Source organism: Streptomyces sp. NBC_01390 (assembly GCF_045040105.1).
Taxonomy (GTDB): Bacteria; Actinomycetota; Actinomycetes; order Streptomycetales; family Streptomycetaceae; genus Streptomyces.
On record NZ_CP109551.1, the window covers coordinates 4,010,604 to 4,023,431 of the forward strand.

Annotated in this window: 13 protein-coding genes; 11 read left to right on the forward strand and 2 right to left on the reverse strand. The window is 70.2% G+C overall.

Annotated features, from left to right (window positions below; translation table 11 throughout):
- Nucleotides 1-9 precede the first annotated feature (9 nt).
- Nucleotides 10-1,275 (forward strand): glycosyltransferase, encoded by a 1,266-nt coding sequence (locus OG241_RS17870; RefSeq protein ID WP_405816466.1) that lies wholly within the window; start codon nt 10-12, stop codon nt 1,273-1,275.
- Here the strand turns inward: OG241_RS17870 and OG241_RS17875 are convergent.
- Nucleotides 1,244-2,725, reverse strand: a complete 1,482-nt coding sequence (locus OG241_RS17875) for a sensor histidine kinase (RefSeq protein ID WP_405816468.1) — start codon at nt 2,723-2,725, stop codon at nt 1,244-1,246. The genes OG241_RS17870 and OG241_RS17875 overlap by 32 nt on opposite strands.
- 25 nt (nt 2,726-2,750) lie before the next feature.
- Entirely contained in the window at nt 2,751-3,455 is a 705-nt protein-coding gene (locus OG241_RS17880) for a response regulator transcription factor (RefSeq protein ID WP_405816470.1), read from the reverse strand.
- Nucleotides 3,456-3,806: 351 nt separating this feature from the next.
- Here OG241_RS17880 and OG241_RS17885 point away from each other — a divergent pair, with 351 nt between their 5' ends.
- The 10 genes from OG241_RS17885 (at nt 3,807) to OG241_RS17930 (ending at nt 12,722) form a co-directional block, all read left to right on the forward strand.
- Nucleotides 3,807-4,280: an SRPBCC family protein gene (locus OG241_RS17885; RefSeq protein WP_405816472.1), complete on the forward strand. Its 474-nt coding sequence runs from the start codon at nt 3,807-3,809 to the stop codon at nt 4,278-4,280.
- 325 nt (nt 4,281-4,605) lie between these two features.
- Nucleotides 4,606-5,739, forward strand: coding sequence for an acyl-CoA dehydrogenase (locus tag OG241_RS17890; protein ID WP_405816473.1), 1,134 nt, complete (start codon nt 4,606-4,608; stop codon nt 5,737-5,739).
- Between the two features lie 126 nt (nt 5,740-5,865).
- Nucleotides 5,866-7,116, forward strand: coding sequence for an IS256 family transposase (locus tag OG241_RS17895; RefSeq protein ID WP_405816475.1), 1,251 nt, complete (start codon nt 5,866-5,868; stop codon nt 7,114-7,116).
- Nucleotides 7,116-7,484 (forward strand): hypothetical protein, encoded by a 369-nt coding sequence (locus OG241_RS17900; protein WP_405816476.1) that lies wholly within the window; start codon nt 7,116-7,118, stop codon nt 7,482-7,484. Before OG241_RS17895 ends, OG241_RS17900 begins: the two co-directional genes overlap by 1 nt.
- 216 nt (nt 7,485-7,700) lie before the next feature.
- Complete coding sequence (locus OG241_RS17905) at nt 7,701-8,792, forward strand: SDR family oxidoreductase (RefSeq protein ID WP_405816477.1); 1,092 nt, start codon at nt 7,701-7,703, stop codon at nt 8,790-8,792.
- Entirely contained in the window at nt 8,789-10,060 is a 1,272-nt protein-coding gene (locus OG241_RS17910; RefSeq protein ID WP_405816479.1) for an aspartate aminotransferase family protein, read from the forward strand. Before OG241_RS17905 ends, OG241_RS17910 begins: the two co-directional genes overlap by 4 nt.
- Complete coding sequence (locus tag OG241_RS17915) at nt 10,048-10,539, forward strand: type II toxin-antitoxin system RatA family toxin (protein WP_405816481.1); 492 nt, start codon at nt 10,048-10,050, stop codon at nt 10,537-10,539. Before OG241_RS17910 ends, OG241_RS17915 begins: the two co-directional genes overlap by 13 nt.
- A complete protein-coding gene (locus tag OG241_RS17920) occupies nt 10,536-11,084 on the forward strand; it encodes a flavin reductase family protein (protein WP_405816483.1) in 549 nt (182 codons plus the stop codon). The genes OG241_RS17915 and OG241_RS17920 overlap by 4 nt, the downstream gene beginning before the upstream one ends.
- Nucleotides 11,085-11,151: 67 nt before the next feature.
- A complete protein-coding gene (locus tag OG241_RS17925) occupies nt 11,152-11,997 on the forward strand; it encodes an SDR family oxidoreductase (RefSeq protein WP_405816484.1) in 846 nt (281 codons plus the stop codon).
- Nucleotides 11,994-12,722, forward strand: a complete 729-nt coding sequence (locus OG241_RS17930; RefSeq protein ID WP_405816486.1) for a sterol desaturase family protein — start codon at nt 11,994-11,996, stop codon at nt 12,720-12,722. The genes OG241_RS17925 and OG241_RS17930 overlap by 4 nt, the downstream gene beginning before the upstream one ends.
- The last annotated feature ends 106 nt before the right edge of the window (nt 12,723-12,828 follow it).

Below are 12,828 nucleotides of genomic sequence, written 5' to 3' on the forward strand. Positions count from 1 at the left end.
TCTCCCGCAATGAGCCGTTTTCTCTTCTACACCGCACCAGGCAGCGGCCACGTGTACCCGCTGATCCCCACGCTCCACGAACTGCGGCGCCGCGGCCACGAGGCCGTCGTCTGCGCCGAGGAGCCACTGCTGGAGACCCTGCGGAAGCAGGGCTTCACGGCGCTGCCCATCCACAAGGAGATCGAGCGGCGCGAGGACGACACCTGGAAGGCCAGGACCCCCATCGGTGCGCTGCGGCGCTCGGTGGCGATGTACGTCGACCGGGCGCGGCACGAGGTCACCGACGTACAGGCCGCGATCGCGGAGGTACGGCCGGACATCATCGCCCTGGACAACAACTGCTGGGGAGCGGCCGCCGCCGCCGCGGCGTCAGGCCTGCCCTGGGCGCAACTGGCCACCTTCCTGCTGCCGTTGACCACCCGGGACGCGCCGCCGTTCGGGCTGGGGCTGAAGCCCGCGGCCGGCTGGCCGGGCAGGCTGCGGGACGAGGTGCTGCGGCAGGGCGCGGTCCCGCTGTTCGACATAGCGCTCCCGCCGGTGAACAGGCTGCGGAGGGGTCTGGGGCTGCCGAAGGTGAAGCACGTACCGGATCTGTACATGACGGCGCCGCTGGTCCTGTCGTACACCGCGGAACCGCTGGAGTACCCGCGCACCGAACTCCCGCCGTCGGTACGCTTCGTCGGCCCGAGCAGCTGGGACCCCGCCCAGGACGAGGACGAGCCGGAGTGGCTGGCCCGTATCGAGCGGCCGATCCTCCTGGTGACGGTCTCCACGGTGTTCCAGGACGACGCCAAGCTCATCCAGGTCGCCCTTGACGCGCTGGCCGACGAGCCGTACGACGTCGTCGTCACCACGGCGTCGATCGACCCCACGAGCTTCCGTGCACCGGCCAACGCCCACCTGTTCCGGTTCGTTCCGCACAGCCAGGTGCTGCGGAAGGCCGCCGCCGTGGTGTGCCACGGCGGTATGGGGATCACTCAGAAGTCACTGCTGGCCGGGGTGCCCGTGTGCATCGTGCCCTTCGGCCGGGACCAGTTGGAGGTCGCGCGCCGGGTCGAGCTCGCCGGGGCCGGAACGCGACTGCTCGCCGGGCGGCTGAATGCCGCACGGCTGCGTCAGGCGGTGCGTGCGGCGGTCGTGAAGAAGCCGGAGGCCGAGCGCGTCGCGGCCCGGCTGCTCAGTGCGGGCGGCGCCGAAGCGGCGGCCGCCGAGTTGGAGGAACTGCTGGCGGCGGGAGCCGCCGTCAACCCTGGTGCCGCCGACCGGCGGCAGTGACATCGGGGCCCTCCGAAGGACGATCGCCGGGCTCCCGACCGGCCTCGGTGCCGCGCGCGGTCGCCGAGGCCGGCACGAGCCGGGGCAGCACCGTACGCGCTATCAGGCCGTGGGGCTGGGCGTCCTCCATCTCCAGCCGGGCGCCGCCGGCGGTCAACAGGGCCGTGGCGATGGCCAGTCCGAGACCGGACCCCTTCCGGCCGGCGGGCTGCCGTCCCTGCCAGAACCTGTCGGTCGCCCGGTCCTTTTCAGCGTCCGGCAGGCCGGGGCCTTCGTCCTCGACCTCCACATAGACCCATGTGTCGTCGGAGCGGGTCCGTACGGTGACGCGTCCACCGGGCGGAGAGAAGCCGATGGCGTTGTCCAGCAGAACATCGAGGACCTGGTCCAGGGCGCCGGGCAGGGAGGTCGCGGCGGCCCGCCTGCCCTGGACCGCGATGGTGACGTCGGCCCGGGCCGCTTGGTCGCTCCACGCCTGGGCACGTGCCTCCACCACGGAGCGGACCTCCACGGTGGCGGTGTCGGAGTCGCCGGCCGAGGCGTTGGCAAGCGTCAGGAGTTCATCGAGGATGCGGCTGAGGCGGTCGGCCTCGGCGAGGGCCACCGCCAGGTTCTCCTGCCCCTCGGGCGGCACGACGGCCTCCAGACCCTCCACGCGTACGCGCAGCGCGGTCAGAGGATTGCGCATCTGGTGGGAGGCGTCGGCGACGAAGCTGCGCTGTGCCTCCAGGACCGAAACCAGACGGTCCGTCATCCCATTGACGGCATTGGCGAGTTCACGCAGTTCGACTGGTCCGCGGTCGGCCGGGGCACGCACCGAGTACTCGCCCCGGGAGATCTTGCGGACGGCGGCCTGAAGCTGATGGGCCGGGCCGAGCGACCACCGCACGAGAGGGATTCCGATGAGGGCGGACGTGAGCAGGGCGGCCAGACCGACCGCCAGGAGGAGCAGCGCGTCGGACGCCACCTGCGAGCGCAGGGACCGGGTCGGAGTGATGGTGGCCAACGCTCCGACCGCCTTCCCGTGCTGCAGGACCGGCTCGGCCACGAACAGCGGCCGTGCGCTGACGTTGAACGGGTAGTCCAGCGGCACGCTGCTCTCGCCCGCCAGGGCCTGCTCCAGGACCGTCTTCCACTCCGTCTCCTGGTCCGCCCGTGTGCCGGGGCGCGTGCTGTACACCTGCCGGCCTCGGGCGTCGAACAGCACTACCGTCGCGTTGCCCTTCCGGCCGTAGGCGTCGGCCCTGGTCCGCCACGCCGCACTCACCTGGAGATCCTCCGCGGGCGAGTCGACCTCCGCGGCGGAGGCGAGCGCGGACGTCTCCGAGACCTGGCGGATCACCAGGTGGTGGTAGTCGTTCATGGCCAGGTTGAAGCCGAGCGGGATCTCCGTGCCCAGCAGCAACACCGCGGTGAAGGCCAGGTAGGTGATCAGTAGACGGCGGCGCACGACAGGCGTCTCCCGGCGGGTACGGTCATGACTCCTCCGGCGGGGTGCCGAGGCGGAAGCCGACCCCGCGTGAGGTCTCGATCCACTCGTACGCCCCGAGCTTCTGCCGCAGCGCACCGATGTGGACGTCCAGCGTGCGCGTCGAACCGAACCAGTTCTCGTCCCACACCCGGGAGATGATGTCCTCGCGGGTGTGCACCTTCTCGGGCTCCTCCATCAGCATCGCGAGCAGGTCGAACTCCTTGCGCGTCAGCTGGAGCGGCCGGTCCCTCAGCAATACGTCTCTGCTACGTAGATTAATAGATAGAGGGCCGAAGGCGACGATCTCCTGGGTGCCGTGGCAGGACGCCTGGTGACCGGAGGAGGCGATCCCGCACCGGCAGACCCGGCGGGTCACGGCCTCCATCCGCGCACGTAGTTCGTGCACCGAATACGGTTTGAGCACGTAGTCGTCGGCACCCGCGTGCAGGCCCAGCACCCGGTCGATCTCATCGGTCCTCGCCGTGAGGACGATGATCGGCACGGGACTCATGGCCCGGATCCGCTTGCACACCTCAAGGCCGTCGAGATCGGGCAGCCCCAGATCCAGGAGAACCAGCTCGATGCCCTCCATCCCGGCCAGTGCGGCAGCCCCGGTGCACACGGGCACGATGTCGTGGCCCTGTTGGCGCAGTGCCGTGCCCAGCGCATCGGCCACATGCTCGTCGTCCTCGACCAGCAGTACACGCATGGAACCCCCCATGAAGGGTTGGCGAAGCGCGGAACCCGACGGGGGCGAGCATAGTCGTACAACTGCGCGACACACACTGAAAGTTACCTGTCGTGCGCTTGAACTCGAGCTGCAAATTCCCTGCATTTCAGGTCAGTAGAGTTCCCTCCGACCACCGCACGCGCTGACTTCGATTCAAAGGGGGTCGGTCCATTCCGGGCAGCGCCGGCCGGGTCGGTGGCCGCAGTGGTGCTCTGCGACCGGGAGCACGGACCGTGCCCAAGGGGTTTTTCCGACGCGGTGTCGCCCCACGGAATCCTGAGCCCGGGTCTTCGGGCGGCAAGGCGAGTGACCGGCCTCGGAAGGAGCGGCATGCGCCAGTCGGCAATCGTGAGGAGCATCGAGATCGCGGCCTTGCCGGCCACGGTGTACGGCCTGATCACGGATCTCTCCTCCTGGCACAGTTTCGTCGTCGAGACACGGATACCGCGCGGTGCCCTTCCCCGTGAACTCGTTCCCGGGACGACGTTCCACGCGTGGAACCGCAACGGTCTGTGGATGTGGCGTACGACCACCACGGTGCTGCACGCCGAGCCGTTCCGGACGCTCGCCTTCGAGGTGAAGAGCTTCGGCAGGCCGGTCTCCGCCTGGCGCTACGACATCGTTCCCACCGAACGCGGCAGCCGCGTCACCGAGAGCACGCGCGACATGCGAGGCAAGGCCATGTGTCTGCTCTCCGTCGCGGTCACAGGGGTCGTCGACCGTGACACGCGCAACCGGCGCAACATCGATCTCACCCTGATGCAGCTCAAGTCAGCGGCGGAAAAGCCGGCGCAGTCAGGCTGAGTTCGCCGTCGTTTCGCGACGTCACCCGTCTGTCCGCAAGCCGTGGCCTCGGTGCCCGCCCCGCTGCGGCTGTGTGCCGCGCGCGGTGTCTTCTTCTCCTGTCCGCGTCCTGCAGAACTGCTGCCTGCATCTTCAAGAAGACCTCAGGCAAGTGCAATCCCCATAAGACATGCCCTGACATCTTCCTGCCGTTCGTCTGCACTGCCGCTGCACCACGGATACATAGCGTGTGGTTCGTCGCAACGGCGCAGGAGACGTTCTCCTCATCGCCCAGCGTTCAGAGAGATCCTGCGATCTTGCCTACATGATGTGAGGACTCGCGGACATGACATTCCTGGAACACGAACGCACAGTCCTCGATGATCTCCTTCCGGGGCTCGACAAGACTCTGGCCTCGTCCCCCCTGCAAACATGGGAGACGCCCGGGAATCCGGGAATCGAGGAATTCCGGAAGGCCGGCGGGCCCGCTCTGCTGGTACCCGCCGAACACGGCGGCAAAGGAGCGAACCTGCTGACCGCGGTCCGCGTACAGCGGGCGGTGGGCTCGCGCTCGCCCTCCCTGGCGGTCGCCACCACCATGCACCACTTCTCCACGGCCTCCCTGGTGGAGACCGCCGCCCACGGCAACGGCATGGAGTGGATGCTCCTGGCGGCGATCGCCGAGGAGAACCTGCTGCTCGCCTCGGGCTTCGCCGAGGGCCGCACCGGCCAGGGCATCCTCGATCCCGCGATCACCGCACGGGTGGAAGGCGACAAGGTCTGGCTGACGGGTTCGAAGAAGCCCTGCAGCCTCGCCTGGTCCATGAACCTGCTCACCACGTCTGTCGCCCTCCCGGACGAGGACGGCACACTGCGGCTGGCCGTCGCGGTCGTCCCGGCCGACGCCCCCGGGCTGGAACGGCGGCCCTTCTGGAAGAGCCCCGTCCTGGCCGGCGCGGAGAGCGACGAGGTGGTGCTGTCCGACGTCGAGGTACCCGCCGACCTGCTCGTCCGCACCGACGTCACCGCCGATGGCGGGCTCGACCACCTCAACACGGTCGGGTTCGTCTGGTTCGAGGCGCTGATGACCGCGAGCTACCTGGGTGCCGCCTCCGCTCTCGTCGAACGGACCCTGGCCGACCCGCGGACGGCACCGTCGGTCCGTGCCCAGGCCGTCACCGCCGTGGAATCCGTGGCCCTGATGCTCGAAGGACTGGCCGCGGAGGCGGCCGAGGGACAGATCGGGGACGACGTCCTCGCCCGCGCCCTGGTCTGCCGGTACGCCGCCCAGGACGCGATCGTCCGCGTACTGGAGCTGTGTGTCGAGGCACTCGGAGGCATGGCCTTCGTCTCCTCCGGCGACATCGCCTACCTGAACTCGGCCTGTCGCGCACTGTCCTTCCATCCGCCGTCCCGTACCCGCATGGCGGAACCGCTGGCCGCGTACTTCACCGGCGAACCGCTCCGCATCCCTTCCTGAACGAGCAATGCTCAGGACTTGTGGATCGGTTCCGGGAGGGCGTGCGAAGGGCGTACCTTCCCGAATGATCCTTTGATGGTCACCGAGTAGGCCCGCGTTCGCAGCGCGGGTCGGGAAGGCACGCCCGTGCTCAGCGTAGTGAACGCCGATGGCTCGACCGAGACCGGCTCCCTGATCGACGAGATCGTCCGCGAGGGCGCCCGCCGGATGCTGGCCGCCGCCTTGGAGGCCGAAGTCAACCAGTACATAGCCGAGTTGACGACCGAGACCGACGAGCGGGGGCGTCGGCTCGTGGTCCGCAACGGTCATCACCGGCCCCGGACCGTGGTCACCGCAGCCGGGCCGGTCGAGGTCACCGCGCCTCGGGTGAACGACCGTCGAGTGGACGAGGCCACCGGTGAGCGCAAGCGGTTCTCGTCGAAGATCCTTGCGCCGTGGTGCCGCAAGTCGCCCAAGGTCAGCGAGGTGCTGCCGCTGCTCTACCTGCACGGACTGTCCTCTGGGGACTTCGTGCCGGCGCTGGAGCAGTTCCTCGGCTCGGCCGCCGGACTGTCGTCGGCCACCGTGACCCGGCTGACGAAGCAGTGGGGCGACGACCACGCCGCCTTCCAGGCCCGTGACCTGTCCGACCGGGACTTCGTCTACGTGTGGGCTGACGGGGTGCACCCCAAGGTCCGGCTCGGGCAGGCGCACTCATGCGTCCTGGTCCTGCTCGGGGTGCGCGTCGACGGCACGAAGGAGCTGATCGCGATCGCGGAGGGGCTGCGTGAGTCCACGGAGTCGTGGGCCGACCTGCTGCGCGATTGCCGCCGGCGCGGCATGCGCGACCCGGAGCTGGTGGTCGGTGACGGCGCGATGGGGCTGTGGCGGGCCCTGGCCGAGGTCTTCCCCGCAGCCAGGCATCAGAGGTGCTGGGTTCACAAGGCTCGAAATGTCACGAACGCCCTGCCGAAGTCCGCGCAGCCGGGCGCGACGAAGGCGATGCAGGAGATCTACAACGCCGAGGACCGCACGCACGCCGAGAAGGCAATCGACGCGTTCGCGAAGACCTACGGGCAGAAGTGGCCCAAGGCCGTCGCGAAGATCCTCGACGACCGGGAGGAACTGCTGGCGTTCTACGACTTCCCGGCCGAGCACTGGATCCATCTGCGGACCACAAATCCGATCGAGTCCACGTTCTCCACGGTCAAGCTCCGCACCAAGGTCACTCGCGGCGCTGGCAGCCCAGCCGCGGCCCTCGCCATGGTGTTCAAGCTCGTGGAGTCCGCCCAGGCCCGCTGGCGGGCGATCACCGGCGCACACCTGGTCCCGCTGGTCCGCGCGGGCGCGAGGTTCGAGAATGGCCAGCTCGTGGAGCGAAACGAGGTCGCGGCCTGATGACCGCCCTGGATCCCCTCACCGACGAGGAACTGGACGAACTCGACGAGCTGGCAGGGGCCGCGACTCCGGGCCCGTGGTTCGTCCGCAGCCTCGACGATGCCGACGCCATGAGCCTTGTCGCCGTGAGCACAGTGCCCGACACCGGCCTCGGCGAGCGGTGGCCGGGCTTCGACCACCGCGAAATCGTGGCGGCGACCCTCATCCAACAACCCCGCTACGTCGATGCCGTCGATGAGCGATGGGACGAGAACGCGCACTTCATCGCGGCCACCCGCGGCACCGTCCCCCGCCTCGTCGCCGAAATCAGGCGTCTGCGCCAACAGCTGGAGGCCACCAGTCCTACGAATGGTCAAGAAGCGAACTGATCCACAACTATTGACAATTGCTCTTCCTGAACAGCCCCGCCGCACAAGGCAGTTGCGCTTCCGAAGCAACGCCCACAACGAACGACCCCGCTGCGTCCACGCAGTTGCTGTCTCCGCGGAGTGCCGGCCGTCGCATCCCGACGTGATGCCGCATCCGCTCGCACGGCGCCCTCGTCGCGCTTCGTCCCTGTCGACCGACTCCCGAGGTGCACCATCGTGTCTTCTTCCCCTCCCACCGTCCTGCTCACCGGAGCCTCGGGCGTGCTCGGCACCGCCCTCCTGGCCGAACTCTCCGCCAGCTGCTGGGTGACCGCCCTGATCCACCGCTGCCCCTGCCAGGCGGCCGACGACCAGCTCCGCGGCGATCTCACCGCTCCCGGGCTGGGACTGGACCGCGAGACGTACCGCGCCCTGGCCCGCAATGTGGACGCCGTCGTGCACTGCGCCGCGGTCACCGACTTCACCAGCGGCCCGGAGGCCGCCCACGCGACGAACGAGGCCGGCACCCGTGCCGTGGCCGAGTTCGCCGCCGACGCCGGGGCCACCCTCTACCACGTGTCCACCGCGTTCGTCGCCCGCAACGAGCTGACCCGCTCACGGCTGGGCCGCGACAGCGGTTCGGCCGGTGCCCGTCCGGAGGACTACCTGGACTCCAAACGGGCCGCCGAGAACGTCGTCCGCTCCTCCGGTCTGCCCTCGGTGATCGTCCGGCCGTCGATCGTCATCGGCGACTCCCGCACCGGGGAGATCTCCGCCTTCCAGGGGCTGCACAGCATCCTGCAGATGCTGATGCGCGGGATGATGCCACTGGTCCCGCTGCCCCGCGGCTCCCTCATCGACTTCGTGCCGCAGGACGTGGTGGCCCGCACGATCGCCGCACTGATCTTCGAGGGCCGGCGCGAGGGCGAGGTGTGGGTGACCTCGGGGCCCGAGGCACTGCGCGCGGACCAGGTCATGGAGACGGTCTTCGACGAGTGCGCGGAACTCGGACTGAGCCCGGCCCGGCCCCGGTTCGTCGGTCCCGACATGGTCGACCGGCTCATCCGCCCGGCCTTCCTGGCCGACGGACTGCCCGAGCGCACCCTGCGCCGCTTCGACGACATGCTCGCCATGACGGCCCTGTTCGCCGACGCCCCCGTCTTCCCCACCTCGCTGGGCCAGGTGTCCGAGGGTCCGCCCCCGCTGACCCGCGCGCAGCTGGAGGACGCGCTGCGCCAGACCATCCGCCATCTCGCGCGGACCAAGCGCCTGGGCACCGCCTCCAGCCGCGCGCCACTGGGGCCCGTACCCGAGGGGGTGCCCGCATGACCGCCCCGACCCTGCGCCGTGCGACATCGCAGGAGATGGCGGCCGACGTCCTCGCCGCCTACCGCAAGCACCTCGGCCGCGGCCGAGCCCGGCTGGCCTCGCTGACCGGCGGGGTGATGGAGATCGCCTCCTATGGTGCCCGGGTCTTCGACGCCGACGGCAAGGAGTACGTCGACTGCGGCGGCTACGGCGTCTTCCTGCTCGGCCACTGCCACCCCCGGGTCGTCGAGGCCGTCACCGAGCAGGTGTGCCGTCACCCGCTGGCCACCCGCCTGCTGCTGGAACCGGTCGCGGCCGGCGCGGCCTCGGCACTGGCCGAGGTGACCCCGCCGGGTCTGGACTACGTCCACTTCGTCAACTCCGGCGCGGAGGCGACCGAGACGGCCATCAAGCTGGCCCGCGCCCATGGACTGAAGCGGCTCATCTCCACCGTCGGCGGCTACCACGGCAAGACCACCGGTGCCCTCGCGCTGACCGCCAAGCCGTTCTACCAGGACCCCTTCCGCCCGCTGCTGCCGGCCGAACACATCCCCTACGGAGACGCCGAAGCCCTGGCTTCGGCCCTCGCCGCCGGGCCCCCGGCCTGCGTCGTCATCGAACCCGTCCAGGGCGAGGGCGGAGTCGTCCTGCCGCCTGCGGGCTACCTCCGCGACGTCCAGCTGCTCTGCGTCCAGTACGGAGCGTTCTTCGTCCTCGACGAGATCCAGACCGGCCTCGGCCGCCTGGGCACCTGGTGGGGCGCCGACCCCGAGGACGTACGGCCGGACGTCCTCCTCGTCGGCAAGAACCTCAGCGGCGGCGTGATCCCCGTCGCGGCCGCGGTCGCCACCGCCGAGGCGTACGCGCCCTTCGACCGCGACCCCTACCTGCACACCTCCACCTTCGCCGGCGCCCCCGTCGCCATGGCCGCCGCACGCGCCGCCGTACAGACCATCGCCGAAGAAGGCCTCGTGGAACGGGCCCGCCTGCTGGGAGCGGACATCCTCGACCGCGTCCGGGAAACGCTCGCACCCCTGGGTGACGCGGTCACCGACATCCGCGGTCGCGGCCTGCTCATCGGCATCGAGATGCGCGACGAGCGCCTCGCCGGCGAACTCGTCCTCCACCTGCTGGAGGCCGGACTGCTCGTCAACCACTCCCTCAACGCCCACAGGGTCGTGCGCCTGACCCCTCCGGCCGTCCTCACCCCGTTCGACCTGGCCCAGATCTCCACGGCGTTCGCCACCGCGGCCAACGCCATCGCGAAGGGACCGACATGCCCGAAGTGACCCTCGACATCCATGTGCCCGACAGCCCGGCCGACAAGGTCTTCGACCGGCTGCGCGACTTCGCCGCCTACCCCGAGTACACCGACGCCATCCGTGAGGTCCGCGTCACCGAGGTGGACGAGAACACGATCGACTCGAAGTGGACGGCCAACTTCCGCAACGGCGTGCTGTGCTGGAGCGAACGCGACCGCATCGACCCCGTCGGCCTCACCATCGAGTTCACCCAGACCGACGGCGACTTCGAACAGTTCGACGGCGGCTGGTACGTCCGGCAGGACGGCATCGCCACCACGATCCGGTTCACCGCCGTGTTCGACCTGGGCATCCCCAGCCTCGCCGCCCTCATCGACCCCATCGCCGCCGCCACGCTCCTCGACACGATCGGGCTGATCGCGCGCGGGCTGTTCGGCGCCGGTGTCACCCTGCACGAGCCGGAGCCCCTCGCCGTGGGCGCCGGCGGTGCAGGCGGCCGGCCATGACCTGGCGTGTCCCAGTCGGCCTGCCCGCACTCCCCGGCCTGACCGACGCGCCCACAGCTGTCTGCCCCCGCCCGACCGCGCAGGCGTTCCGGGACGTGCTGGCCCACCTTCCGGCGGGTGTCAGCGTCATCACCACGGACGGTCCCCACGGCCCCGCCGGCATGACCGCCAGCGCTGTGTGCTCCCTGTCCATGGACCCGCCCCTGGTGCTGGTCTGCGTCGCCAATCGCAGCCGCACGCTGGCCCGTCTGCTGGACCATGGCACGTTCGCCGTCAACGTGCTGCGCCAGGACCAGGCGGACATCGCCAGTGCCTTCGCCGATCCCGACACCGGTCAGCACAACCGATTCGCCGGGGTGTCCCACCGGCGTGAGGCGGACGGGGCGCTCATCCTCGACGACGCGCTGGCCTGGCTCTCCTGTGCGGTCCAGGAGACCTACCCCGGCGGCGACCACACGATCGTCACCGGACGCGTCCAGGACCTCGCCCACGCCCACAGCCGGCCCCTGATCTGGTACGCGCGCCGCTTCCACAGCCTGGCCTGACCACCAACCGCCCCGCTCAGCACGCTCAGAAACCGAGAACAACCCCCGTTCCACCACAGGAGGACACGTGTCCCGGAATCTCACCGGCAAGGTCGTCGCCATCACCGGCGGCAGCCGCGGCATCGGCCGCGCCACCGCCGAACTGTTCATCCACCAGGGCGCCAAGGTCGCTATCGGCGCCCGCAACCTCGACTTCGCCGCCAAGGTCGCCGACGCCATCGGCGCTCGCGCCTACCAGCTCGACGTGACCGTCCCGGCCTCCGTCCAGCAGTTCTGGAAGATGGTCGAAGCAGAACTCGGCCCGATCGACATCCTCGTCAACAACGCGGGCGAAATGATCGTCAGCAGGCTGGAGCACGAGTCCGACGAGGCCACGCTCCACCAGATCCAGGTCAACCTGCTCGGCACCCTCAACGGCATGAAGGCCGCCATCGCCCCGATGAGCGAGCGCGGCCACGGCCACATCATCAACATGGTCTCCGCCGTCGGCATGGTCGGCCTGCCCGGCTGCGCCACCTACTCGGCCGCCAAGCACGGCGTCGTCGGCCTCTCCGAAGCCGTACGCGCCGAACTGCGCGGCACCGGCGTGGACCTGTCGATCGTCCTGCCCATTCCCGCCCAGACGGAGCTGACCTCGGGCGTCGGCAAGGGCCGCTTCGTCCCCCTGCTCACCGTGCAGGACATCGCCAAGGCCGTCGTACGCACCGCACGCCGCCCCGTCTACAACCGCTACGTGCCCGGCTGGACCAACCCCGTCACCCGCTCCCTCTTCCTGCTGCCCCAGTCGTGGCGCGACGCCATGGGCCGTCTCCTCAAGGCCGACCAGCTGCTGCGCACCACCGACTTCCAGGCCCGCACCGGCTACGAGGCCCGGCTCGGCCACAGCACGAAGCGCCGGGAGGCGGCCCTGTGACCACCCCGACCCGACGATCCTTCACCAACGGGCCTCGACGCTCCAAGCGGTCCACCACCGGGCAGTCCTCGGCCGCCAAGGGCGCGGTCCGACGCGGCAACGCCCCCTCCGTCACCGGCAGCGCCCTGCTGGACCGGCTCATCCACGTCCACCCGGTCACCACGTCCGTCCTCTTCACGCCGGTCGCCGCGGCGGCCACCGCGCTCGCTGTCACGAGCGGAGGCGGCTGGTCGCTCGCCGGCTGGGGCCTGGCCGGATACGCGGCCTGGACCCTCTCGGAGTACTGGGGCCACCGGATCATCCTGCACTACGAACCCGAGCGCGGCTTCGGCGCCAAACTCCACTACATCCTGCACGGCGTCCACCACGACTACCCCCAGGACGCCCGCCGTTCCATCCTCAGCCCGCTGCTCAGCATCCCCATGGTCGGCGGGACCTTCTACCTCTCCAGCGTGCTGGGCGGCCTGCCGCTGGCCTTCGGCGCCGGCTACACGGTCGGCTACCTCGCCTACGACCTGTTCCATCTCTACCTGCACCACGGCAAGCCCAGGAACCGGCTGCTGCGCACCCTGCGCGAGTACCACATGCGCCATCACTTCCGGGACGACACCAGGGGGTTCGGCATCAGCGCCCCGTACTGGGACGAGCTGTTCGGTACCTCCATCGCCCGCCTGCCCCGCGGCGGGCAGTCCGACAGGGCAGCCGCCTCCGGCCGCGCCGCCTGAGACCGCCCGCCCCTTCCAGCCGCGTGGGCGCCCACCCTCGTGCCGGAACCGCGACCTGTCGTCGGTGCCCCGGATCCGGTCACGGGGCGCGGGCGCCCACGCAACA